This is a genomic window from Pseudonocardia ailaonensis, assembly GCF_039531635.1.
GTDB classification, from domain to species: Bacteria; Actinomycetota; Actinomycetes; order Mycobacteriales; family Pseudonocardiaceae; genus Pseudonocardia; species Pseudonocardia ailaonensis.
Window position 1 is genome coordinate 287,236 of record NZ_BAAAQK010000001.1, and the last position, 23,619, is coordinate 310,854.

At 72.4% G+C, this 23,619-nt stretch carries 21 protein-coding genes; 10 read left to right on the forward strand and 11 right to left on the reverse strand.

Annotation, left to right across the window (positions count from 1 at the left end):
- Window positions 1-73: 73 nt before the first annotated feature.
- The 10 genes from ABD324_RS01290 to ABD324_RS01335 form a co-directional block, all read right to left on the reverse strand.
- Complete coding sequence (locus ABD324_RS01290; protein ID WP_344411630.1) at window positions 74-1,072, reverse strand: ABC transporter permease; 999 nt, start codon at window positions 1,070-1,072, stop codon at window positions 74-76.
- Window positions 1,069-2,667: a sugar ABC transporter ATP-binding protein gene (locus ABD324_RS01295; RefSeq protein ID WP_344411631.1), complete on the reverse strand. Its 1,599-nt coding sequence runs from the start codon at window positions 2,665-2,667 to the stop codon at window positions 1,069-1,071. Before ABD324_RS01295 ends, ABD324_RS01290 begins: the two co-directional genes overlap by 4 nt.
- 68 nt (window positions 2,668-2,735) lie before the next feature.
- Complete coding sequence (locus tag ABD324_RS01300; protein ID WP_344411632.1) at window positions 2,736-3,902, reverse strand: sugar ABC transporter substrate-binding protein; 1,167 nt, start codon at window positions 3,900-3,902, stop codon at window positions 2,736-2,738.
- Between the two features lie 165 nt (window positions 3,903-4,067).
- Window positions 4,068-5,306, reverse strand: a complete 1,239-nt coding sequence (locus tag ABD324_RS01305) for a CaiB/BaiF CoA transferase family protein (protein ID WP_344411633.1) — start codon at window positions 5,304-5,306, stop codon at window positions 4,068-4,070.
- 29 nt (window positions 5,307-5,335) lie between these two features.
- Window positions 5,336-5,776, reverse strand: coding sequence for a Zn-ribbon domain-containing OB-fold protein (locus ABD324_RS01310; RefSeq protein WP_344411634.1), 441 nt, complete (start codon window positions 5,774-5,776; stop codon window positions 5,336-5,338).
- Window positions 5,773-6,966 carry a lipid-transfer protein gene (locus ABD324_RS01315; RefSeq protein ID WP_344411635.1) on the reverse strand — a complete coding sequence of 398 codons (1,194 nt, stop codon included), beginning with the start codon at window positions 6,964-6,966 and terminating at the stop codon, window positions 5,773-5,775. The genes ABD324_RS01310 and ABD324_RS01315 overlap by 4 nt, the downstream gene beginning before the upstream one ends.
- A 37-nt stretch (window positions 6,967-7,003) precedes the next feature.
- Window positions 7,004-8,026, reverse strand: a complete 1,023-nt coding sequence (locus ABD324_RS01320; RefSeq protein WP_344411636.1) for an FAS1-like dehydratase domain-containing protein — start codon at window positions 8,024-8,026, stop codon at window positions 7,004-7,006.
- The gene (locus tag ABD324_RS01325; protein WP_344411637.1) at window positions 8,023-8,436 is read right to left on the reverse strand and encodes a nuclear transport factor 2 family protein; all 414 of its coding nucleotides are present in this window, start codon (window positions 8,434-8,436) and stop codon (window positions 8,023-8,025) included. Before ABD324_RS01325 ends, ABD324_RS01320 begins: the two co-directional genes overlap by 4 nt.
- Window positions 8,433-9,434: an LLM class flavin-dependent oxidoreductase gene (locus ABD324_RS01330; protein WP_344411638.1), complete on the reverse strand. Its 1,002-nt coding sequence runs from the start codon at window positions 9,432-9,434 to the stop codon at window positions 8,433-8,435. Before ABD324_RS01330 ends, ABD324_RS01325 begins: the two co-directional genes overlap by 4 nt.
- A gap of 95 nt (window positions 9,435-9,529) precedes the next feature.
- Window positions 9,530-11,287, reverse strand: a complete 1,758-nt coding sequence (locus ABD324_RS01335; RefSeq protein WP_344411639.1) for a flavin-containing monooxygenase — start codon at window positions 11,285-11,287, stop codon at window positions 9,530-9,532.
- A 152-nt stretch (window positions 11,288-11,439) separates the two neighbouring features.
- On the opposite strand from ABD324_RS01335, the gene ABD324_RS01340 reads away from it, so the two are divergent.
- The 10 genes from ABD324_RS01340 (at window position 11,440) to ABD324_RS01385 (ending at window position 22,681) form a co-directional block, all read left to right on the forward strand.
- A complete protein-coding gene (locus ABD324_RS01340) occupies window positions 11,440-12,435 on the forward strand; it encodes an alpha/beta fold hydrolase (protein WP_344411800.1) in 996 nt (331 codons plus the stop codon).
- Between the two features lie 177 nt (window positions 12,436-12,612).
- Window positions 12,613-13,305 carry a TetR/AcrR family transcriptional regulator gene (locus tag ABD324_RS01345; protein ID WP_344411640.1) on the forward strand — a complete coding sequence of 231 codons (693 nt, stop codon included), beginning with the start codon at window positions 12,613-12,615 and terminating at the stop codon, window positions 13,303-13,305.
- Between the two features lie 198 nt (window positions 13,306-13,503).
- Entirely contained in the window at window positions 13,504-15,426 is a 1,923-nt protein-coding gene (locus ABD324_RS01350) for a flavin-containing monooxygenase (RefSeq protein ID WP_344411641.1), read from the forward strand.
- A gap of 25 nt (window positions 15,427-15,451) precedes the next feature.
- Window positions 15,452-16,180, forward strand: a complete 729-nt coding sequence (locus ABD324_RS01355) for a hypothetical protein (RefSeq protein WP_344411642.1) — start codon at window positions 15,452-15,454, stop codon at window positions 16,178-16,180.
- A 79-nt stretch (window positions 16,181-16,259) separates the two neighbouring features.
- Window positions 16,260-17,033, forward strand: a complete 774-nt coding sequence (locus ABD324_RS01360) for an enoyl-CoA hydratase-related protein (protein WP_344411643.1) — start codon at window positions 16,260-16,262, stop codon at window positions 17,031-17,033.
- Between the two features lie 17 nt (window positions 17,034-17,050).
- Window positions 17,051-18,220, forward strand: a complete 1,170-nt coding sequence (locus tag ABD324_RS01365; protein ID WP_344411644.1) for an acyl-CoA dehydrogenase family protein — start codon at window positions 17,051-17,053, stop codon at window positions 18,218-18,220.
- Window positions 18,213-19,346, forward strand: coding sequence for an acyl-CoA dehydrogenase family protein (locus ABD324_RS01370; protein WP_344411645.1), 1,134 nt, complete (start codon window positions 18,213-18,215; stop codon window positions 19,344-19,346). The genes ABD324_RS01365 and ABD324_RS01370 overlap by 8 nt, the downstream gene beginning before the upstream one ends.
- The gene (locus ABD324_RS01375; RefSeq protein WP_344411646.1) at window positions 19,343-20,176 is read left to right on the forward strand and encodes an acetoacetate decarboxylase family protein; all 834 of its coding nucleotides are present in this window, start codon (window positions 19,343-19,345) and stop codon (window positions 20,174-20,176) included. Before ABD324_RS01370 ends, ABD324_RS01375 begins: the two co-directional genes overlap by 4 nt.
- Window positions 20,176-21,063, forward strand: coding sequence for an alpha/beta hydrolase fold domain-containing protein (locus ABD324_RS01380; RefSeq protein WP_344411647.1), 888 nt, complete (start codon window positions 20,176-20,178; stop codon window positions 21,061-21,063). The genes ABD324_RS01375 and ABD324_RS01380 overlap by 1 nt, the downstream gene beginning before the upstream one ends.
- A gap of 43 nt (window positions 21,064-21,106) precedes the next feature.
- Window positions 21,107-22,681 carry an AMP-binding protein gene (locus tag ABD324_RS01385; protein WP_344411648.1) on the forward strand — a complete coding sequence of 525 codons (1,575 nt, stop codon included), beginning with the start codon at window positions 21,107-21,109 and terminating at the stop codon, window positions 22,679-22,681.
- A gap of 58 nt (window positions 22,682-22,739) precedes the next feature.
- Here ABD324_RS01385 and ABD324_RS01390 read toward each other — a convergent pair whose 3' ends face one another.
- Entirely contained in the window at window positions 22,740-23,600 is an 861-nt protein-coding gene (locus ABD324_RS01390) for an MBL fold metallo-hydrolase (RefSeq protein WP_344411649.1), read from the reverse strand.
- Window positions 23,601-23,619 lie beyond the last annotated feature (19 nt).

Below are 23,619 nucleotides of genomic sequence, written 5' to 3' on the forward strand. Positions count from 1 at the left end.
CCGGGGCGCCGTCGCGGATCACGCGTGAGGGGCGGGACGTGCTCCGCCGACCGGGCCGCAGGACCGGCCCGGCTCAGGCACGGGTGCGCCTGGCGTAGCCGTCGAACGCCACCGCGGCGACGATCACCGCGCCCTTGACCACGTTCTGCACCGGCGTCTCGATGGCCAGCGACGAGAACAGGTTGTTCATCGTGGCCAGGATCAGCACCCCGACCGCCGTCTTCCACATGGCGCCCTCACCGCCGAACAGGCTGGTCCCACCGATCACGACGGCGGCGATGGCGTCCAGGGCGATCAGCGGCATCTGGCCGGTCTGACCGACCGACAGCGAGGACGCCAGGAGCGACCCCGCGACGGCGGCCCCCGCCCCGCAGATCATGAACGCGCCGATCCTGATCGCGTCCACCCGGACACCGGACAGGCGTGCGGCGGTGCCGTTCCCGCCCGTCGCGACGAGCCGCCGGCCGAACGTCGTGGTCGTCAGCACGAGCGACGCGACGGCGTACAGGGCGATCAGGAACCAGACCGACACCGGCAGCCCCGCGATCTCGGCCGTGCCGAAGTAGTCGAAGCCCGGGACGTCCAGCGCGCTGATCGGCTTCGAGCCGGAGTACATCGACGCCAACGCCTCGTACGCGGCCGCGGTCCCCAACGTCGCCACGAACGCGTTGACGCCCAGCTTGGTGATCACGAGCCCGTTCACCAGGCCGAGCCCCAGCCCCGCGAGCACCACGAGCACCAGGGCCACGCCGACCGGCAGCCCGCTGGTGGCGCACAGGCCGGCGAACAGCACCGAGCCGAGGCTGAACGTGCCGGACACCGAGAGGTCGAAGCCGCCGGCGATCAGGACCAGGGTCATGACGGCCGCGACGATCCCGACCTGGGCGTTCTGCGTGAGCAGGTTGCGCAGGTTGTCGATCGTGAGGAACCGCGAGTAGGTCAGCTGGGCGGCCGCGACGACGGCCACCAGGACGATGACCATCGCGTAGTCGATGAGCCAGGGCCTGAGGCGGCTCCCGACGGACCGCATCGGCGCCGTGGCGACGCCCGCGGTGGATCTCTGGGTGCTCATGCCGGGCTCTCCTGACCGTCTCTCCGGTTGGCGAATGCGATGTCCAGGATCCGGGCCTGGGTGATGCCTCCGTGGCGGCGCGTGAGCTCGCCGGCCGTCGCGCCGTCCCGCAGGACATAGACGCGGTCGCACACGGCCGCGACCTCCTCCAGGTCCGACGAGACGAACACGACGGCCAGGCCGTCGTCGGCGAGTGCGCGCAGGGCCGTGAGGATCTGCTCCTTGCCCCCGATGTCGATGCCGCGCGTGGCCTCGTCGGCCAGCAGGACGCGCGGCACCCGGTTCGCCCACCGCGCCAGCAGGAGCTTCTGCTGGTTGCCGCCGGACAGCTCGCCCGCCGGCTGGTCCAGCATGCGCTCGGTGATCCCGTACGCGAGACCGTGGGCACTGGTCTGCGCTCTCAGGCGGGTGCGGCTGACGAAGCCCCGCCGGGAGCACCGGCCGAGATCGCTGATCATCACGTTGTCCCGCGAGCCCATCGACAGCACGAGCCCGTCCGCCTTGCGGTCCTCCGGGATCAGCGCGATGCCGTGCCGGAGCGCCTCGCGCGGCGATCGCGGCACCCCCACCTCGCGCCCTCCCACCATGAGCCGGCCCGTGGCGCCGGTGCCGAGGCCCGCGAGGGTCCGCAGCAGGGTGGACCGCTTCGACCCCACCAACCCGGCCAGGCCGACGACCTCGCCGGCCCGCACCTCCAGGTCGACCCCGCGCAGCCCGTCGCCGCTGTGGAGGCCGGACACCTGCAGGACCGGGGCCGAGCCCCCGGGCTCCACCCCGCCCGACGAGCCCGAGGACTCCGCGGCATCCGAAGAGGACTCCTCCAGCCTGCTCAGCACCGCCATCTCGTGGCCGAGCATCTGCTCGACCAGCCGCTTCTCGGTCCACTCGGCGACGGGTCCGTGGGCGACCTTCGCCCCGTTGCGGAAGACCGTCACCGTGTCGGCGATGGCGAGCACCTCGTCGATGTAGTGGCTCACGAGGATCATGGTCAGCCCCCGGTCGCGCAGGTCGCGCATGAGGGCGAACAGGCGCTCCCGCTCGGGCGGCGCGAGCACCGCCGTCGGCTCGTCGAGCAGGAGCAGCCGGCTCTCGGAGGCCAGCGCCCCCATGATCTCGACGATCTGCTGGTCGGCACCCGACAACGAGTCGGCGCGGGCACCGGGCGGGATGCGCACGCCGAGCCGCCGGGACAGCTCGTCGAACCTCGTGCGCATCGCGCCGCGGTGGGTGAACCCGCCGCGCGACGGCAGCTCGCCCAGGAAGACGTTGTCCACCGCGCTCATGGTGGGGACGAGCGAGCGCTCCTGGTAGATCGCCCGGATGCCGGCCCGGCGGGCCCGCCGCGCGTCGTGGTCGTCCCCCCACTCCTCGCCGGCGACGGTCAGGCTGCCCGTCGACGCCGCCAGCCTGCCCGCGACGACGCCCAGGCAGGTGCTCTTGCCGGCGCCGTTCTGGCCCATCAGCGCGTGGATCTGCCCGGCGGCGAGGTCGAGATCCACGGACCTGAGCGCCTCGACATGCCCGAAGCTCTTGCTCACGCCGCGCAGGGACACGAACCCGCGCTCGGCCCGGTGACCATCCGAGTCTCGGTTCACCTGCTCTGCTCCCTCCCGGAACGGCCTTCCCGATCGGGGGTCGGACCCCGACGGTTCTCCGTCCGGTCTCAGTACTCGGGTCGGTACTGACCGACGTTGGCCGACGTGAGGATGTCGATGCTGGTCACATCGGGCGATCCGCTCGTCGTGCGGCACTGGTTCAGGACCAGACGCGGGACCGGCTTTCCCGCCCACACGTTCGCCAGCATGTCCATCGGGCAGTAGCCCTCGGTCGCCGGGAAGTACGGGACGTCCTTGACGATCAGGCCGCTCTGGACGTACCGGACCTCCTGGGGGGAGCCGCCCTGGGTGGCGACCTTCACCTTGTCCTGCAGGTTGGCCCGCTTGAGGGCCTGCGCCACCCCCTCGATCTGGCCGCCGTAGTTGAGCAGGACCAGCGTGACGTCGGGATGAGCCTGCAGGGCGTTCTGCACGGCGGTGAGGGCGCCCGCGTCCGTGAGATCGGTCGGGATGTCGGCGACGACCTCGAGGTTGTCGTACTTCTTGTCGGCCGAGGCGGCGGCCTCGCTGATGAACTTCGAGGTCGAGATCGCGTCGGGGCCGTTGATGAGGACGGCCTTCGTGGGTGCGGTGAGGTCCTTCCCGACGGCGTCGAAGAACGCCTGGCCCTTGCCCTTGATGTCGAGGGCGACCTGGGCGACCGAACCGGCCGCCCAGAGGTCGTTGCCGGTGCCCGCGAACTCACGACCACAGGTCGCGGCGTCGGCCACGACGACCGGCATGCCCGCGGCCGGGAGATCCTGCGTGATCGCCTTGCAGGTGCCGTCCGAGATGATCGGCCAGATGATCGCCGCGTTGTACCTGCCGCTCGTCGCGGCGTTCTGCATCTGCTGCAGCTGCTTGTTCGGGTCGAACGCGGCGTCGAAGAACGTGACCTCCGCACCGGCGTCGTCGGCCGCCTGCTTGATCCCGCCCGAGAAGGCGGTCAGGTACTCGTTCGAGTTGCCCTGCAGGAACGCGGCCACGCGGAGCTTGTCCCCCTTCTTCCACGTGGCCTTCTTCCCGTTCCCGAGGTCCAGTGTGTACGTGTCGCCGGCGAGCTCCGGGGTCGCCTTGGCCCCCGTCACCTTCGTCCACGACATGGTCTCGGCGAACCGGGACGTGGAGGGCTTGTTGTCCTGCGGCTTCGGGGCGGGCTGCCCGCAGGCCGCCACCATGCCCGCGGCGATCAGGAGCGCGGCTCCCGCGGCCAGACGTCGGTGAAGAATCCTCATTGACCTCTCCGGTGTCGTTACTGGTGGTGCGCGGACGCCCCCGATCGGCCCCACCACGTTTGGATGTGTGACGAGCGCCACGAGCTGGACCGTATAGCGAACGCCGAGCGTACGCAATAGGTCCGGACCGGCGGTTTCCCCCCGGCCCCGGGCCCGTGGGCGCGGCTACCGGATCACTCCGGCGGACCGCAGCGTCGCGATCTCCGCGGCGTCGCGACCGAGCCCCTCGAGGATCTCGTCGGTGTGCTCGCCGAGGCGCGGGGCCGGGTCGTACCGGCCGGCGGCGTACTCGCCGAAGTGGATCGGGAACCCCGGGACCCGCAGCGAGCCCAGGTCACGGTGCTCCGTGTCGACGATGTAGCCGTTGGCGAGGGCCTGTTCCTCGTCCAGCACGTCGAGGGTGTGGTTGACGGGCGTGAACAGCAGGCCGTGGGCGGCGAAGACGGCCAGCCACTCGTCGCGGGGTTTCGTGCGGAGCTCGGCGTCGAGGACCTCGAACAGCGCCGAGAGGTTCTCGATCCGCGTCTCGCGCGTGGCGAACTCGGGAACCTCGAGGAGGTCCGGCCGCCCGAGGGCCTCGCAGAACTGCGTCCAGAACCTGGTCTCGGGATGGTTGGTCCCCATGAGCCACTCGCCGTCGGCGCATTCGTACGTCGTGCGCAGCGGCGGCTGCGTCGTCCGCTCCCAGTTGTTGTCCAGCTCGAAACCGGCGATGCTCGCCGACAGCAGGTTCATGTGGGTCAGCCAGATCGCCGAGCCGTACAGCGACACGTGGACCTCCTGGCCGACACCGTCGCGCTCCCGGCAGAGCAGGGCGGTCGTGGTGGCGAAGGCCGCCGAGATCGCCGTGAGCTGGTCCAGGATGATCCGCTGCGGCAGCCGTGGCTCCTGGTCCTTGCCCGACAGGTAGAGCATGCCGGAGACGGCCTGGCCGAGCGGGTCGAAGCCGCCGGACCCCGCCATGGGCCCGTTCGGGCCGAAGCCCGACACGTTGAGGTAGACCACCCGCTCGTCGATCGCGCGGATCGTGGCGTAGTCGATGCCCAGCTTCCTCTTGCTGGGCTCCCGGAGGTTGCTGCTGAACACGTCCGCCTCACGCACCAGCTCCGCGAGGATCTGCCGGCCCTCGACGGTGGTGATGTCGAGGCACATGCCCCGCTTGTTGCGGTTCGAGAGCTCGTAGAGCGCGGTCCAGTTGTCGAGGTCCGGTCCCCCGTTGTCGAACGTCCCGAAGTTGCCGTGGTAGCGCTCCGGCTCCCCCTCGAGCGTCTCGACCTTGATCACCTCGGCACCCAGGTCCGCCAGGATCGCCGCGGCGCCCGGTCCCGCGTGCCACACCCCCACCTCGACGATCCGGATGCCGTCCAGCGGCCTCCGTCCGGCCTTGTCCCTGTTCACGGCCATGCTTCTCTCGGCGCTCCTCTCGGCGGGGTCTACCCGACGTCCGGGCGGTCGACGACGGTGAACTGCGGCAGGCTCCAGCCCTCCTCCTGGTCGAGGAAGAAGACCTCGACCCGGTCGCCCACGCGCAGGTCCGCCGGATCCCGGCCGACGATGTTGGACACGATGCGCACGCCCTCGTCGAGCTCGACCAGGCCGATGACGGCGGGCCCGGGGAAACCCTGCACGGGCGGGTAGTGGTGGACCGCGTAGCTGTGGACGGTGCCGTGGCCCGTCGCCACCACGTGGTCGGCGTCGAAGCCGTGGCAGGCCGGGCAGGCCGGCCCCGGTGGGTGGCGCAGCACCCCGCAGCCGGCGCACCGCTGGATGAGGAGCCGGTGCTCGTCGCAGCCCTTCCAGAAGAAGGCGGTGTCAGGGCTCTGCCCGGGGCGCAGCCGGCCCCGCGTGGGGGCGTGGCCCCAGTCCGTGGTCATGATCCCGACACCTCCGTGCTGGTGAGGACGAGGCCGCTGGTGGGGACGTGCGAGCCGGAGGTCACCACGGCCACGTGGGGGTCCGACACCTGGTTGACCGCCGTGCCGCGCAGCTGGCGGACCGCCTCGGCGATCCCGTTGAAACCGTGGATGTACGCCTCGCCGACCTGGCCGCCGTTGGTGTTGACCGGCAGGGAGCCGCGCAGGGCCGTCTCGCCGGCGGCGACGAAGGCCGCCGCCTCGCCCGGCGTGCAGAAGCCCAGGGCCTCCAGCTGCATGAGGACGGCGAAGCTGAAGTGGTCGTAGATGATGCCCAGGTCGACGTCGGCCGGCTTCAGCCCCGACTGCGCCCAGAGCTGGTCACCGACGATCGCCGTCTCCGGCGCGGAGGCCAGGTCCGCCCGGTAGGGCGTCGCCATGCCCACCTGGTCGGCGCCGATGCCCTGCGCCGCGGCCGCGACGAGGACGGGCGCCCGGCGGAGGTCCCCGGCCCGCTCGGCCGAGGTCACCACCAGCGCGACGGCGCCGTCGCTCTCCTGGCAGCAGTCGAGGAGCCGCAGCGGGTCGGTCACGAGGCGGGACGCCTGGTGGTCCGCCAGCGTGATCGGGCGCTCGTGGAACCAGGCCTTCGGGTTCGTCGCCGCGTACTCGCGGGACCGGACCGTGACCCGGCCGAAGTCCTCGGACGTGAGCCCGTACTCGACCATGTAGCGCCGGGCCACCAGCGCCATCCAGCCGGCCGCGGTCGCGAGGCCGTACGGCAGCACCCACGACTGGTCGAGCTCGTGGCTCGTGGCCAGGCCGCCGCCCCAGCCGGCCCGCTTCGGCTGCCCGAACCGCTGCTGGGAGCGTTCGTTCATCGCGCGGTAGCAGACCACGACCTCGGCCAGCCCGGTCGTCACGGCGGCGGCCGCCAGCGCGACCGTCGCGCAGCCGCCCCCGCCCCCCGCGGGTGTCAGCGGCATGAAGGTCAGGCGCGGGATGCCCAGGGCGCGGGCCACCGCGGTCTGCGAGTTGTTGTCCATCGCGAAGGTCGACAGGCCGTCGACCTCGTGCGGGGCGATCCCGGCGTCGTCCAGCGCCGCCGTGATCGCCTCGGCGGCCAGCCGGAGCTCGCTGCGGCCCGAGTCCTTGGAGAACTCGGTGGCCCCGATGCCGACGATCGCGGCCTCGTTGCTCAACGATCCCATGGTTGCTTGCGTCCTCTCGTGGAGCGGCGACGGTGGCTCAGGCCTGTGCCCGGAACTGCAGCAACGTCATCGTGGAACGGCCCACCGCCTCGTCGCGCTGGTTCACGAAGGTGTCCCTCGCGGTGAGGAAGTGCCCCGGGCCGACGCGGGTCTGCTTCGCGCCCGAACAGTTGACCAGCTCGTTGACCGAGGTGACCCGGTCGCCGGGGCGCAGCGGGACGCCGAACTCGAGCAGCACCTCCTGGACCACGACGTCGGTCATGCCGGGCAGCAGCCGCAGCGAGGCGCGCTTGTGCGCGGGGACCGGCCACGGCGGCTGCTCGGGCAGGTGGATGTCGGGACGGTCGAGGTCGATCCCGACCTGGCTCCCGCGGTCCATGACCCAGACGATCAGCGAGGGCGGGGGCGCGATGATCCCCCCGGCGGGCGACGCGTCGGCGTAGCCCGGGTCGGTGTAGAGCGGGTTGGCGTCCCGGACCGCCTCGGCGAAGTAGCCGATCTGCGCCTCGCTCACGGGATAGGGCCCGGGCCGCGGCGACGTGACCCCGATCTGTTCGCGGGCCTCCGTCGGCATGGCGTCGGACAGGACGGTGGGCTCGGGCTCGCCGAGCGCCCGGAACCCCGCGTGCTCACCGGCCACGGTCGGGAGCGCCAGCACCGTCCTGGAGATCGCCGTGGTGCCCAGGTCGTTCGACGTCCGCAGCTCCAGGCGGACGAGCGCGTCGCCGTCGTCGGCGGTCCACCGGTCGACGACCGTGCCGCTCACGACGGCCACGTCCCCCGCGACGAGCTGGTCGGTCATCCGCAGCGACGCCGAGCGGAACCGGGCGGTCGGGCCGGCCCAGTCGGTGGCGAAGCGGCCGAAGAGACCCTGGTGGAACATGGTGTTGACGAACGCGCCGCGCATCCCGATCGACCGCACGAACTGGTCGTCGTGGTGGTAGGGCATGAGGTCGCGGGTCCCCATGGCCGCCATCACGAGCGTCTTGAGCGTGAGGGGGAACCGCAGCTCGGGCAGCTCCTCGCCCACCTCGACGTCGCTCCACAGCCGGGCCGTCACCGCGGGCCCGCTGATTCCGCGAGAAGCCCCGCGAGGGCGTGGGTGTCGAGGTAGAACGCGTCCGCGCCGTCGACGAGACCGTCCCGCACCCGGTACAGCTCGAGGACCCTCGTGTCCAGGGAGCGCCCGGACGTCCGCGCCGTGAACGTGGCGTCCACCTCGACCAGCACGCCGTCGGCGCCCAGGGCGGTCGACCGGTTCCCGGTGACCGTGAGCGTGGCGCACTCCGCGATCCGCGCCATCATCGCGGCGAACCCGTCGGCGCCCTTCCACTCACCGGCCCAGGGCAGGGACGCGGCCTGGCGCCACACCGCGTCCGGGCCGGTCCGCTCGGCCAGCTCGGACCAGTTTCGGCTGCGGTAGCTGTCGTAGAACCCGGCGAGGACGCTCACGGCGTCCGGGCCGGTCACGACCGTGCCGCCGCGGTCCGCAGGTGCGGCTGCACCCGGTCGGCGAACAGGCGCAGGCCGTCCCAGCCGATCCGCGGGTCGAGGCCGCCCATCATGGGGTGGAACTCCAGGACGTCGTCCTCGCCGAGCGACGCCACGTGGTCGACGGCCCCCGCCGGATCCACGATCTTGTAGGTGCCCGACGCGCGGACCTCGGCGATCGAGGCCCGCTCCCGGTACGCCGAGATCCCGCGGCGGGACTCGTCGACCCACTGGGCGTAGGAGTTGGACTCGTGCAGGGCGTGCGGCCCGATCTGCTCCCAGGCCTTCTCGACGTCCTCGGCGATGTGCAGGAACCGCACCCCGCCGACCGAGACCGGTCGGGCCGGCTCCGTCACGTCCTCCCTGCCGAGCCGGTGCCGCTCGAGCTCGTACACCTCCGCGAGGGACTCGGTGGTCGGCTCGAAACCGTTCCCGAGGCGCGCCGCCCGGCGGGCACCCGCAGCAGTGGTACCGCCCAGCAGGATCTTCATCCCGGCCTGGGCCGGACGCGGCGTCACCCGGGCCCGTCGCCCGTCGACCTCGAACGGCTCGCCGGTCCACGCGCGGCCGAGCACCTCGATCCCGGCCTCGAGATCCCCGACCCGGTCGCCGAGCTCCTTGCCGAACATCGCGAACTCGGGCGCCGAGTACCCGGCTCCCAGCACCACCTCGAGGCGTCCGCCGCAGATCAGGTCCGCCACCGCGACGTCCTCGGCGACCCGCAGGGGATCGTGGAGCGGCAGCACCAGCACCGTCACCCGGACCTGGAGCCGACGGGTCCGGGCTCCGACCGCGCCCGCCATGACCAGCGGGGAGGGCAGGTAGCCGTCGGCCGAGCCGTGGTGCTCGTTGAGCCGGACGTAGTCGAATCCGTGCTCGTCGGCCCACTCGCAGATGTCCAGCGCCGCCCGGTACCGGTCGGCGTTGGATCCCCCTCCGGTCCATCGCATGTCGAAGCGGAGCCCTGTTCGAGGCACGTCGCCTCCCTTCGGGTCGGGCCGCGCGGTGTCGCGTGCGCGGGGGTTCGTGGGCGGGGGCGCGGACGCCGGGCCGGAGAACCGGCCTCGCCCGCCTACACGAGGCCGAGCTGTCTCGCCTTGATCTGGAGCGCCAGGACGCGCGAGTAGTACCGCACCATCTGGATGTTGCCGAGCATGATCCACAGCCCCGGCACCCCGGTCGGGCGCCAGACGGAGGTGAGCTCGCCCTCGTCGTCCAGCTCGTGGATGGACCCGATCCCCTCCGCGGCCTCACCGACCACGTCCCGCACCGCATCCCGCATGGAGCCGTATCCGGTGGCGAAGACCACCAGGTCGGCGGGGACCGTGTCGCCGTCGGCGAAGGTGAGGGAGTCGGCGCCGGCCGACTCGATCGGCACGCCCTGCTTGACCCGGATCCGGCCGTCGGCGATGAGCCCCAGTGCCCCGACGTCGAGGTAGTAGCCGTTCACGCCGGTGAGGTAGCGGGCCATGATGCCGCCCCCGTACTCCACCTCGTAGTCCGTGCGCGCCAAGGCGTCGAGGAGCTCGGCGTGGGCCTCGCGCCACACCGTCTGGTCCGACGTCAGCTGGATGAGCAGGTTCCAGGGCATCGAGTTCCACGCCATGTCGGCGTCGGCGAGGGGCGGGCCGGCCTCGTCGAACTTGCCCACATAGGCCATGGCGGCGAAGTCGCGGCTCACCGGCAGCGTGCCCGACCGCTGGACCAGCGTCACCTCGGCGCCCTGCTCGCACAGGTCCTGGGCGATGTCGTGGGCGCTGGTCCCGGCGCCCACCACGACGGCCCGCCTGCCCTTCCACTCCTGGCCACCGGCGAACGTCGACGAGTGCGTGACGGATCCACCGAACCCGGCCATCCCGTCGATCTCCGGGATGGTCGGTGTCCCGTTGAGACCGGTGGCGACCACGACGTCGCGAGGACGCAGAACGCGTTCGAGACCGTCGCGGGTGGTCCTCACGGTCCACTCCCCCGCGCCGGACCGGGAGATCTCCGTGTCCGCGCAGCCGGTCCACACGTTCAGGTCGAGGCTCTCGGCGTAGGCCTCCAGCCAGGCCGCGAACTTGCTGCGCGGCATGAAGACGGGCCAGGTCTGCGGGTAGTCGAGGAAGGGCAGCCGGTTCGCCCAGATGGGGTCGTGCAGGGTGAGGCTGGGGTAGCGCCGGCGCCAGCCGTCCCCGATGCGGTCGTGGGACTCGAGCACCAGGGTCGGGACGCCCAGCACGGTGAGCTGGGCGGCCACCGCCAACCCCGCCTGACCGGCCCCGACGACGACGACCTCCGGATCCGAGTCGGCGAACTCGATCTCCGCGTGCCGGTGCGCGTCCCACCAGCGCTCCCGACCGTCCACGGCGACCGGTTCCAGCCCGAGCGGTCGGCGTGCGCCGACCGGCTCGTCGACGCCGCGGAGGCCGTCGACCTGGGTGAGCAGGGTCCATGCCTTCCACGTCCCGGAGCCGTCGTCGAGGAGGCGCACGAAGCCGCGACCGTCGATCTCGGACGTACCGAAGGTGAAGAAGCCGGAGACGACCGTCGTCCCGCCCTCCTCGGCGACGGTCACGTCGGAACCCGTGTCGACGGCGAACGCGGTCCAGCCGCTCGTGTCGAAGCTGTCCAGGGCCGTCGCGACGGCGTCGCGTCCGGCGAACGTCCGCAGGTCCCAGCACAGCGTCAGCAGGTCCCGCCACCAGCCGGCCTCGACGAACAGCGACTCCGCAGCGGAGGCGCTCGCAACGCCCCGGTGCACCCCGAGGGCGAACCGCTGCAGCCAGGTCGCGAGCTCCGCACCCCCGTCCACAGGACGGTCCACCTCGACAGGAATCGTCGACGTCATCTGCAGCTCCTCCCGCCCTCGGGCCAGCCCGGCGACCCGTCCTCACCGACGGCGCCGTGAGGGAAGCTATAACGAACTAGAAGCGTACGCAATAGCTCGCAGGCTGCCTCCTCATTGCGTACGGACTCCGTCTCATATAGCTTCCTGCTGTGGTGCAGGTCACCCGCATCGCTCCACCAGGAACGGAGAATCACCGTGGCTCTCGAGCTCGACCACCACCAGGCAACGGTCAACGGGTTGCGCATGCACTACGTGACCGCGGGATCGGGTTCCCGCTCGTCCTCACCCACGGCTTCCCCCAGAGCTCCTACGCCTGGCGGAAGGTGATGCCGCTCCTGGCCGAGAGGTACTTCGTCATCGCGCCCGACCTGCGCGGCCTCGGCGACTCCGAGAAGCCGGTCGGGCCCTACGACAAGAGGACGATCGCCGGCGACGTGGCGGCCCTGGTCCGGCACCTGGGACTGGCGGAGGTCGGTGCGGTCGGCCACGACCTGGGCGGCGCCGTGGCCTTCTACCTCGCCCACGACAACCCCGGTCTCGTCGCGCGGCTGATGATCCTCGACGTCTTCCCGAACGCCTTCCGCACCGGCGAGCCGATCGCCCACGAGTACGCGCTCGCCCTCCACCACATGCTCTTCCTGGGCGGTCGTCCCGACCAGGCGGCCGCGATGGTCTCGCGCGACATCGGGGAGTACCTCCGCAGGTTCCTGACCGGCCTCGACCTGAACTACCGACCCGACGTCTTCACCGAGAGCGAGATCGCGGAGTACGTGCGGTCGTACTCGATCCCGGGGTCGGTCCGCGCCGCCTGCCAGTGGTACGCCGCAACCCTGCGGCAGGACGCCGACAACCTGGCCGGCCTGGACCACCGGCTCACGGTGCCGGTGAGCGCCTGGGGCGCGTCCCACTGCCTGGGGGACATCCGCTGGGCGTGGGAGCCGGTGGCCGAGCAGGTCGAGGGCGGGATCTTCGAACGGTGCGGGCACTTCATCGCCGAGGAGCAGCCGGAGCTCGCCGCCGCGAGGATCACCGAGTTCTTCGCCCCGCTCGCCGGGGACACCGCCGGGAGCCCTGCCGCGCGGTCCGACACCGCTCCGGAGACCCCGGGCCGGAGCACCACGCTCTTCGCCGAGCGGACGCTCTCGTGAGGAGGTTCGACGGCCGCCGCTCCCGACCTTCTCCCCACGCCACGGGAGTCATGATCACGTAGCGCCCGGGGCCGATATCGGAGCGGTCGCCGACCCGGCCCGCCGTACACTGGCCGCCAGACTCGAGCGCAGGGTGGAACCGAGCCGCAACCGGCACGTACAGGCGAGAGCGAGACCGTGACCCCAGAGAGCCGCACCGACGCCCCCGCCGCACGGGCCCGGCGGCCCGGCCGCAAGCGCGATGCCACGATCGACGGCCGGCTGATGCACGCGGCCCTCGCCTGCTACGCGAGGGACGGCTGGGCCGCCTTCAGCTTCGAGTCCGTCGCCCGGCAGGCAGAGGTCGGCAAACCGGCCGTCTACCTGCGCTGGAGCTCGAAGGAGGAGCTCTTCGCGGCCTCCGTCGAGCGGCTGAGCCAGGAGTTCGTGGCGTCGGACCACGGGAGCTTCCGGGAGGACCTCGACTCCTGGGCCCGGACGCTGTTCGCGTGGTGGGCGTCGGACGTCGGCGTGACCTACGCACGCCTACAGGTCGAGGCGCAGTTCTATCCGGAGCTCGACGTCCTCTACCGGGAGCGCGTCGCCCGCCCCCTCTCCGGGGCGGCCCTGCGCATCGTGCGACGTGCGGTGGCGCGCGGCGAGGTGGCGGAGTCGGTCAACGGGAGCCTGCTGCTCGAGGTCATCAACGGCGCCGTCTACACCCGTGCGATGTCCAATCCCGAACTGCTGCAGGACAAGGCCGCCCAGGAGGCGTTCATCCGTCCCCTCGTCGACCTCGCGGTGGCGGGCGCCGGCATGGACCTCACCGAGACCCGCAAGGGCGCACCCCGCAGGCGGCGGGCCGCGGCGCCGAAGGCGACCTCGCGGTAGCCACCGGGTCGGGCGGCCCACCGGTGTCGTCACACGGGCACCGGCATTGCGTACCAGATTAGTACGATATAAGGTCCACTGAGCCTGATCGCCATGCCCGATCCCGTCCGACGATCGTCGCGCCGGGTGGTTCGACCGCCGGCGCCCGGTGCCGGCGACCCGGCCGGACGCGCCGCACCTCGGCCAGAAGAGGACCCCATGACCCCGAGCCCCGACCCGACCCCACGGGCCGCGCCACGAGCAGTGCTCGACGCCGTCGATGTCGCCAACGTGCCGACGCTCCTGATGGTGCTCGTGCAGCTGACCGGCGACCTGCGCTGGCTCGACGCGCCGTTCCGGCCCCGCCGGCCGCCCGGGCTCAGCATCGACGACACCGGCGGCCTGCCCGACGAGGTGCAGCGGGAGGTGCGCGAGGCGGCGAAGGCCGCCCTCGCGGCGTGGTTCACCGGCACGCCGCCCGCGCTCCCCGAGCCGTCCGCCGAGCTGATGACCCGGATGCTGAGCGTGTCGCTCGGCGAGGACGTGCCGCCCGAGTGCACGGCGCTGAGCGCGAGCATGCTCGTCGACGCCACCGGACGGACCTCCGGCCCCGCCGAGGCGGCACCACCGACGCCGCCGCCCGGTTTCCGCGCGATCGTCATCGGTGCGGGCGTGTCGGGCATCGCCGCGGGCGTGCAGCTGGACGCGCTCGGGATCGACTACCGGATCTACGAGCGCGACGCCGGGGTCGGCGGTACCTGGCTGGTCAACAGGTACCCGGGGTGCGGGGTGGACACCCCGAGCCACCTCTACTCCTACAGCTTCGCCCCCGCCGACTGGTCGCGCTACTTCGCGCACCGCGACGAGGTCCTCGCCTACCTCGAGCGCGTCGTCGACGACTTCGGCCTGCACGACCGCATCGCCCTGCAGACCTCCGTGGAGCGCGCGGTCTGGGACGACGTGGCGGGCACCTGGACGGTCACGGTCCGCCATCCCGACGGCTCGACCACCGACGAGATCTGCACGGTCCTCGTCAGCGCCGTCGGGGCGTTCGGCACCCCGGTCGTCCCGGACATCCCCGGCCGTGACGGATTCGAGGGGCGGATCGCGCACACGGCGCGCTGGCCAGAGGACATCGCGCTCGAGGGCAGGCGGGTCGCGGTGATCGGGAACGGCGCGAGCGCCATGCAGCTGGTGCCGGCGATCGCCGGTGTCGCCGCCCACGTCGACGTGTACCAGCGATCGCCGCAGTGGACGTCGCCGATCGAGCCCGGGTTCGCCGCCGAGATCCCCCCTCCGGTCCGTCGCCTGCTGGAGGCCGTGCCGCTGTTCCGCGCCTGGCTGCGCATCCGCGAGGCGTGGATCTTCAACGACAAGGCCTATCCCACCCTGCAGATCGATCCCGACTGGCCCGATCCCGACCACTCGCTCAACGCGGAGAGCGCCCGGATGCGCCGCTACCTGGAGCGCCACGTCCGCACCTCCCTCGGTGAGAGCGCGATGCTCGACCGGGTGGTCCCGGACTACCCGCCGTTCGGCAAACGCATGCTGCTCGACCACGGCTGGTACTCGACGATCACCCGGGACGACGTGACACTGCGGACCGACCCGATCGAGCGCATCGACGCCGACGCCGTCGTGACCGCTGACGGCCCCCATCCCGCCGACGTCATCGTCTTCGCCACCGGCTTCGACGTCGTGCGGTTCCTGGCCTCGGTGGAGATCGTCGGGCGGTCCGGCACCTCCCTGCGCGAGGCGTGGGACGACGACGACGCCCGCGCCTACCTGGGCACGTCGGTCAGCGGTTTCCCGAACCTCTTCATCCTCTACGGCCCGAACACGCAGGCGGGCCACGGTGGCAGCCTGATGTTCGCCGTGGAGGCCCAGCTGACCTACGTCGTCGACCTGCTCCGGCAGATGTTCGAGGAGAACCTGCAGCGGATCGAGGTCCGCAAGGACGTCTTCGACGAGTACAACGAACGTGTCGACGAGGCGCACGCGGGGATGGTCTGGGCGCACCCCGGGATGACCACGTACTACCGCAACGCCCGCGGGCGCGTCGTCGTGAACTCGCCGTGGCGCGTCGTCGACTTCTGGACCATGACCAGATCCGCCGACCTGGACGACTTCGAGACGGCGTGACGACCGCACCGGAAGCGAGCCCGCCATGATCCGAGTGAAGGCTGCCTTCTTCAGCTTCACCGCACCCCCGCACGCCGGCCCGGACTACCTCCGGTGGCACCTGCTCGACCACCAGCCGGAGCAGTACCAGCTGCCCGGGATCCAGCTGGCGATGCGCTACATCGCCGACGGCGCCTACCCGGACGGCCGGCTCGTCACCGAGGGCCCGCTCGCGAGCGTCGGGGACGTGACCAACTACCTCGTCGGCGACCCGGTCCAGCAGACCCACGACGACTTCCTCGAGCTGGGCACCCGCCTGGCCGAGAAGGGCCGGTACTCCCACCGTCTCGACCTGATCCAGCTGCGGATGCCCGCCCTCCTGTCGTGGCACGCGTCCCCGGCGGCGATCGTCTCGGCCGAGGTCGTGCCGTGGCGGCCGCACCGCGGGGTCCTCGTCATCGTGGAGGAGCCGGTCGGCGACGAGGCGGAGGTCGCCTCGTGGCTGCAGTGGCTGCACCGTGAGCACCACCCGGCGCTGCTGGCCCGGCCGGGTACGGCGGGAGCGTGGATGTACGGCTCGTCCGGGTCCTGGGAACAGGGCCCGCAGGTGGCCGGTGGTCCGCAGTACACGACGGTCGTCTACCTGGACGAGGACCCGCTGGCGACGACCGCGGCGTTGCGCCCGCTCGTCGAGCAGCGGTGGGCCTCGGGCGCGGTGCGACCGCTGTTCGCCGGGCCGCTCCGCACGATGATCGACTGGGAGTTCTGGCGCTGAGTTCCGGCCCTGACCCCGGCATCCCTCCCCTTGCTCCGACACGACCGGGCGAGCCGCCCGACGGAAGGAACCACCCGCAATGCCCGACTTCACCAGCCTCCACGTCGACGTGGAGGGCGACCTCGTGACCGTGACCCTCGACCGGGCTCCGGTCAACGCGGTCGACATCGCCCTGTACCGCGAGATCCAGCAGGTCTTCCTCGGCATCGAGTCCCTGGCCCCGAAGGCGAAGGCCGCCATCCTCACCGGGGCCGGGAAGCACTTCTGCGGCGGCAACGAGCTCTCCGAGTTCCGGACCATGAACCCGGTGAACACCGGGGAGCGGATGTTCGAGGTGCGGTCGGCGTTCTTCGCCATCAGCGACTGCCCGATCCCGGTGATCGCCGCGGTCGGGGGCTCCGCGGTGGGCACCGGGCTCGCGCTCGCCGCGTCCGCCGACGCGATCATCGCCGCCGAGGACGCGGTGTTCAGCCTCCCCGAGATCGGCGCGGGGGCGATGGGCGGGGCCCGCCACCTCGCCCGGCTGGTCCCCTTCCCCGTCGTGCGGAGCATGCACCTCACCGCGGACCGGGTCCCGGCGGCCGACCTCGCCCGGTACGGCGGCATCGCCCGCGTCGTACCGCGGGAGGAGCTGATGGAGGCCGCCCGCGAGTTCGCGGGCCGGATCACCCGGCACAGCCGGGTGGCCGTCAAGCTGGCCAAGCGCAGCCTCAACCGGATCGAGTCGCTGCCGCTGAAGGAGGGCTACGAGTACGAGCAGTCCCTCACCGCGGAGCTGTCCGGCCACCCCGACTCGAAGGAGGCCGTCAACTCCTTCCTCGAGCGGCGTCCGCCGCGCTACGCGGACGTCTGAGCACAGTGGAGACCTCGATGTCGAACTCGGTGCACTCTCCCGACCTCGGCGAGTACCGGGAGCGAGCCCGGGACTGGCTCCGCAGGGCCACCATCCCGACGGTGCCGCTGGACCTCGACGGCAGGTTCCGGGTGCTGCGCGACTGGCAGCGCACGCTCCACGAGGCCGGGTGGGTCGGCATCACCTGGTCGCGCGACGCCGGCGGGCAGGCGCTCAGCCCCTGGCACCAGCTCGCGTTCTCCGAGGAGCTCACGCGCGCGGGCGCCCCGCAGCCGATCGGCCTGATCGGGCTCGACGTCGTCGGGCCCAGCATCGACAAGTTCGGCACCGACCAGCAGCGCCGGACACTGCTGCCCCGGCTGCTCTCCGGAGCGGACATCTGGTGCCAGGGCTTCTCCGAGCCGGACGCCGGCTCGGACCTGGCGTCGCTGTCCACCCGTGCGGTGCCCGACGGTGACGACTTCGTCGTCGACGGCCAGAAGGTGTGGACGAGCTGGGCGCCCTATGCGCAGTGGTGCGCGCTCCTCGTGCGCACCGGCGACACCGGGTCCCGCCACCGCGGGATCAGCTACCTCCTCGTGGACATGAGCTCGCCGGGGATCAGCGTCCGGCCCCTGGTGCAGATGACCGGCGACACGGAGTTCGGCGAGGTCTTCTTCGACTCGGTGCGGGTGCCCCGCGCGAACCTCGTCGGCGAGGTCGACGGCGGGTGGCCGATCGCGCAGGACACGCTGAGCACCGAGCGGGGCTGGTACACCCTGCGCCGGCAGATCGAGTTCTCCGTGGGCGTCCAGGACGCGGCCGCCGAGCTGTGCGGGCACTACGAGCAGGCGGGCGCCTCCCCCTCCGCGCGGGTCGCGGCGGGGCTGGGCCGTGCCGCCGTCGCCGCACGGGCCCTGGAGGCCCAGACGCGGCGGACGATCGACCGCCTCGTCACCTCCCCCGGGCCGAACCCGATGGACTCCGTGGACAAGCTGACCGTCAACGAGCTCGAGCAGCGGATCTTCGCCTCGCTGGTCGACCTCGTCGGGCCGGGTCGGACGACCACGACCGCGGTGCGCGGGTTGGACACCTCCCGCTGGACCAAGGAGCACTACTACTCGCGGGCCGCCAGCATCTACGGCGGGACCTCGCAGATCCAGCGGACCATCATCGCCGAACGAATGCTGGGGCTCCCCCGTGGCTGAGCACGAGACCACCGCCGTCGCACTCGAGCTGCGCGACGCCGTCCGGCAGTTCCTCGACAAGCACGCGACCGACGACGACCAGGCGAGGAGGTTCGACTCCGCCGACCCGGCCGACTCCGCCGACCTCGTGCAGGGATTGGCGGACCTGGGCGCGTTCGCGGTCTGCGCGCCGGAGTCCGCCGACGGGCTCGGGCTCGGCCCGGCCGCCCTCGTGCCGCTCTTCACGCTGTTCGGCGAACGGCTCGTGACCGGGCCGGTCCTGGAGCAGTGCCTGCTGCCCGGGCTGCTGCTCGAGCAGCTCCCGGACGGACTCGACCCGCGTGCCGGCGCGCTGCTGCGCGACGCCGTGGTCGGTGAGCGGCGCGTGGCCCTGGCCGACGGCGGGGCGTCGCTGGAGTGGCGTGACCTGCTGCAGGGCCTCGAGACCGGCCCCTCGGGGATCGAGGGCACGGTCGGGATGGCGCGGTCCGCGGGTGAGGCCGACGTCCTCGTCCTCGTCGCGGACGGTCCCGAGCCCGCGGTCGCCCTGGTCGAGGCGCCGGCGCCCGGCCTGCGCGTGGACCCGATCGAGATCCAGCCCAACGGCTCCCGCTTCGCCGCCGTGACCGTCGCCCCCGGCACCACGCTCCTCCCGCTCGCCGAGGGCGAGGCCGCGCGGCGGCTGATCGTGCGGATCAGGGCGTGGACGCGGCTGCTGCTGGCCGCCGAGCTCGCGGGCCTCGCCCGGCGGGCCGTCGACGACGCCGTGGCGTACGTCAAGGTGCGCAAGCAGTTCGGCAAGCCGGTGGGCACCTTCCAGGCCGTCAAGCACATCGCCGCCACCGCCACGGCCCGCACCGTCGTCGCGGAGAACGTGTGCCGCGCCGCCGCGGAGGACGCCGCCGGGCTGCCCCTGGAGGAGTTCTCGGCCGCGGCGATGGCCGCGAAGGCGTACTGCTCGGAGTTCGGGCCCTCGGTCTGCGAGGACGCGATCCAGCTGCACGGCGGCATCGGGTTCACCAAGGAGCTGCCGCTGCACCGCTACTACATGCGGTCGCTCGCGCTGCGCAGCTGGTACGGGGACGAGACCGAGCTGTCCGAGGCGCTCGGCCGCGCGCTGCTGGCCGCCGGAGGGACCCGGCCGTGAGCTACCGCCTGCACACCGGGGTGCGCTACGACATGCCGGTGGCGTTCGGCCCCTCGCCGGCCCGCGACGACGAGCTCGGCTACACCGTCCACGGTGCGGCCCTGGGCTTCGTGACCGAACGCGAGGCGCTCGAACCGCTGGTCCCGCCGGGCCTCGAGGTCCCCGACCGGCCGGTCGTGACCGTGAACTACCAGCAGTGCCGCAACATGACCTGGATGGGCGGGCGCGGGTACAACCTCGTCTCCGTCTACGCGTCCGCGATCTACCGCCGCGCCGGGCACGCCGTCGCCGCACCGCTCGGGCTGGTCATCTGGGAGTCCGACTGCGCGCCGATCATCGTCGGGCGCGAGTTCCTCGGCACCCCCAAGATCCACGGCCAGATCCCCGACGCGGACGTCTCCCGCGAGAGCTTCGGGTTCTCGGTGGCGGAGTACGGCTCCCCGCTGCTGTCGGGCTCCTGCTCGGCCATGACACCGGCCGCCGAGCGCACCTTCGACCGGATCGCCGCCGCGGGCCGGGACATGGTGCGGCTGCACTGGAAGTACATCCCCGGCGTCGGCGACGAGCCGGACGCCGACTACCCCGTCGCCATGCACGCCCGCACCGAGTACCAGCGCATCTGGACGGGCACGGGATCGCTCACCGTCGGGTCCCCCGACGAGGTCGCCGCGCCGTACTCCTCGCGGGCCGCCCGCGCGCTCGGCCGGCTCCCCGTCGTCGAGACCCGGCCGGCGGTGGCCCTGCACGCCACCGTCGACCTGCTGCGCAGCCGGACCGCTCGCCTGGACCGGGACGACGCCGCGCTCGCCGCCCTCGCCGGGACCGCCTGATGGACACGGCGACGACGCCGATCGGCCGGCTCCGCGCCGCGCTGCTCCGCGGGCGTCCCGGGCCCGGGTCGCCACTGGCCGACCGCCGGGCGTCGCTGGAGGCGTCCGTCGGCGCGGAACAGCCGGGTGTCCGGATCGCCCCCGACCCCGACGGGGAGCGGATCGTCCCCGACGAGCCGCGGGCCGACCGGCTCGTCCTGCACGTGCACGGGGGCGGTTTCGTCATGGGCTCCCCGGCGACCGCGCGGTCGGTCACGGCCGGGCTGGCCCGCGCCTGCCGCGCCGAGGTCCTGGCGGCGCGCTACCGGCTAGCCCCCGAGCACCCCTTCCCCGCGGCGGTCGACGACCTCGTGGCGGTGTACCGGCGCGTCGTGGCGCGGTGCGCACCGCACCGGGTCCTGGTCAGCGGCGACTCGGCCGGCGCCGGGCTGGTGCTGGCGGCCCTCGCCGGGGCCCGGGACGCCGGTCTGCCGATGCCCGCGGGAGCGGTCCTGCTCTCGCCCTGGTCCGATCTCGGGTCGGTGGCCGGCTCGCCGCCGGCGGACTCCGACCTCGATCCGATGATCATGGCCTGGCAGCTGGTCGAGATGGTCGAGCTGTACCGGGCCGGCCGGCCGGCCGCCGAGGTCTCGCCCGCGGGGCTCGACCTGCGCGGCCTGCCGCCGGTACTCCTGCAGTACGGCGACGCGGAGACACTCGCTCCCGACGCCGCGGCACTGGCCGGCGCGCTGCGCGCACAGGGTGTCGAGGTGACCGAGCGCAGGTGGCCGGACGTCGTGCACGTCTGGCACGCCTTCGCCCCCCGCCTCGAGGCCGCGACACTGGCGTGGGACGAGGTGGGGGCATGGAGCGAGGACACGTGGAGCCGGTCCGGGAGCGGATCATGAATGCGGAGCCGTTGCCGACACCGCCGTCGAGGAGCACTCGGACATGACCTTCTGTGAGAGCGTCGCCCGCACGCCCGACAAGCCGGCGACGATCATCGGGGACACCGGCGAGCGGATCACCTACCGCGAGCTCGACGACGCGTCGATGCGCTTCGCGCAGGTGCTGCACGCGGCGGGGCTGGGCGCGGGCGACACCGTCGCGGTCCTGATGGAGACCGACCTGCGCTATCACCAGGTCGTCTGGGGGGTGCTGCGCAGCGGGATGTACCTCGTCCCGATCAACAAGTACTCCACGTCCGACGAGCTGGCCTACCTGCTCGCCGACAGCGGGGCGCAGGGACTGGTCGTCTCGTCCTCCATCGCCGTCGCGCTCGGGCTGGCGCAGGCACCGCCGCCGCTGCGGATGCTCCTCGCCGCCGGCGCACCCGTGGCCGGTGTCGAGGACTTCGACGCCGCCCTCGCCGCCCAACCCGCCCGGCCGGTGTCCGACGACGAGCGCATGGGCGACTGGATGCTCTACTCGTCCGGCACCACCGGCCGCCCGCTCGGGATCCGCCGCCCCCTCCCGGACGCCCCCTTCGACTCCCCTCTCGCCGTGGACGCGTCCGCACAGGCGATCTACGGCCTGGACCGGACCAGCGTCTTCCTCACCCCGGCGCCGCTCTACCACTCGGCGCCCCTCTGCTACACCAGCGCCACCCACTCGTTGGGGGGCACCGCCGTGCTGATGAGGAAGTTCGACGCGGAGCGCGCGCTTGCTCTCGTCGAGGAGCTCGGCGTGACGACCGGCCAGTGGGTGCCGTCGATGTTCGTCCGGATGCTCAAGCTTCCCGCGGGGGTGCGGTCGAGGTACGACCTCTCCTCGCAGCGCACGGCCGTCCACGGCGCCGGTCCCGTGGCGCCGAGCGTCAAACGGGCCATGATCGAGTGGTGGGGCCCGGTGCTCGTCGAGTACTACGGCGGCACCGAGTTCACCGGCCTGACGTGCTGCACGAGCGAGGAGTGGCTCGCCCACCCCGGCACCGTCGGCCGCCCGATCCTGGGCGTCCCCCACATCTGCGATCCGGCCGACGGGCGCGAGCTGCCCCGCGGCGAGGCGGGCCTGATCTACTTCGAGCGGGACCACATGCCGTTCCGGTACCACAACAACCCCGAGCGCACGGAGGCGACGCGGCATCCGGAGCATCCACTGTGGACGCAGAGCGGGGACATCGGCCACCTCGACGAGGACGGCTACGTCTACCTGCTCGACCGGCTCTCCTTCACCATCATCTCCGGCGGGGTGAACATCTACCCCCAGGAGATCGAGGACACGTTCATCCGGCATCCGGCCGTGGCGGACGTCGCGGTCTTCGGCGTGCCGGACGACGAGATGGGCGAGCGTGTGCAGGCGGTGGTGCAGCCGGCGGCCGGGGCGGACGAGGCCGCGCTGGCGCAGGAGCTCACCCGGTTCGCCCGGGAGACACTGGCGGCGTACAAGGTCCCGCGCACCGTGGACTTCATGGACCAGCTGCCCCGGCAGGAGACCGGCAAGCTCTACAAGCGCGTGCTGCGGGACGCCTACCGCGAGCCGGAGACCCTCCCCTCGCTCGGCGTCCGCCGGCCCGCGCGACCCTGAGGACGCGGAACGGGCCCGGGGTGGACGTCCACCCCGGGCCCGTTCCGCTGCGAGCACGTCACACCGCGACGAACCGCCCGCCCTCCTTCGTGGACAGACGGCCGAGGACCGGTCCCGTGTAGTGCGAGCCGATCACCGTCAGGTCCGTGTCCCCGTACTCGTCCATGAGCCACTCGCGGGTGCGGATCGCCTCGGCGACGTCGTGGTCGGCCGCCTGTCCCCAGTCCCGCTCGGCCCACTGCACCGGATGGTGGCTGAGGTCGCCGGTCACGAGGGCGCGCTCGCCCCCGGACTCGATCAGCACGGCCACGTGCCCGGTCGTGTGCCCGGGCGTGGAGAGCAGGCGGACCTCCGGGGTGAGCCGGTGGTCGACGGGGACCGCGTCCACCAGGCCCGCGTCGAGCACCGTGTCCAGTGCCTCCCGCCGGCCGTGGGACGCGGTCTCCTCGGGATCGTGGGCCTTCCAGACCTCGAGGGCGGGCGCGCTGACGATGTAGCGCGCGTTCGGGAAGGTCGGGACCCACCGGTCGCCCTCGCGCATCGAGTGCCACCCGACGTGGTCCACGTGCAGGTGGGTGCAGACCACGAGGTCGACGTCGTGGCGCTCGAAACCCGCCGCGGCGATGTCGTCCAGGAACTTCGTGCCGGGCACGGCGCCGATGGCGAAGTCCTCCGGCGGCTCCGGGCCGAAGCAGGTGTCCACCACGATCCTCGTGCCCGCCGACTCCACCAGCAGCGACTGGATGTGCAGCAGCAGCTGCCCCTCGGCGTCGATGAAGTGCGGGTACAGCCAGTCCTTGTGCGCCAGCACCTGCTCGACCGTGTGGCCGGGGAAGATGGCCTCGACGGGCATCGGGATGACGTTCTCCGTCACCTGGGCCACCCGGACGTCACCGAACTTCCACTCGAGTCGCGACATTGCGTCCTCCTTCTCCTTC

What these genes read in the sequence shown, in the direction of transcription:
- ABD324_RS01360 (WP_344411643.1), top strand. Translation starts at nt 16,260, where the DNA reads ATGCCCGACTTCACCAGCCTCCACGTCGACGTGGAGGGCGACCTCGTG.
- ABD324_RS01365 (WP_344411644.1), top strand. Translation starts at nt 17,051, where the DNA reads ATGTCGAACTCGGTGCACTCTCCCGACCTCGGCGAGTACCGGGAGCGA.
- ABD324_RS01315 (WP_344411635.1), bottom strand. Translation starts at nt 6,966, where the DNA reads ATGGGATCGTTGAGCAACGAGGCCGCGATCGTCGGCATCGGGGCCACC.
- ABD324_RS01350 (WP_344411641.1), top strand. Translation starts at nt 13,504, where the DNA reads ATGACCCCGAGCCCCGACCCGACCCCACGGGCCGCGCCACGAGCAGTG.
- ABD324_RS01390 (WP_344411649.1), bottom strand. Translation starts at nt 23,600, where the DNA reads ATGTCGCGACTCGAGTGGAAGTTCGGTGACGTCCGGGTGGCCCAGGTG.
- ABD324_RS01300 (WP_344411632.1), bottom strand. Translation starts at nt 3,902, where the DNA reads ATGAGGATTCTTCACCGACGTCTGGCCGCGGGAGCCGCGCTCCTGATC.
- ABD324_RS01335 (WP_344411639.1), bottom strand. Translation starts at nt 11,287, where the DNA reads ATGACGTCGACGATTCCTGTCGAGGTGGACCGTCCTGTGGACGGGGGT.
- ABD324_RS01310 (WP_344411634.1), bottom strand. Translation starts at nt 5,776, where the DNA reads ATGACCACGGACTGGGGCCACGCCCCCACGCGGGGCCGGCTGCGCCCC.
- ABD324_RS01380 (WP_344411647.1), top strand. Translation starts at nt 20,176, where the DNA reads ATGGACACGGCGACGACGCCGATCGGCCGGCTCCGCGCCGCGCTGCTC.
- ABD324_RS01290 (WP_344411630.1), bottom strand. Translation starts at nt 1,072, where the DNA reads ATGAGCACCCAGAGATCCACCGCGGGCGTCGCCACGGCGCCGATGCGG.
- ABD324_RS01385 (WP_344411648.1), top strand. Translation starts at nt 21,107, where the DNA reads ATGACCTTCTGTGAGAGCGTCGCCCGCACGCCCGACAAGCCGGCGACG.
- ABD324_RS01305 (WP_344411633.1), bottom strand. Translation starts at nt 5,306, where the DNA reads ATGGCCGTGAACAGGGACAAGGCCGGACGGAGGCCGCTGGACGGCATC.
- ABD324_RS01355 (WP_344411642.1), top strand. Translation starts at nt 15,452, where the DNA reads ATGATCCGAGTGAAGGCTGCCTTCTTCAGCTTCACCGCACCCCCGCAC.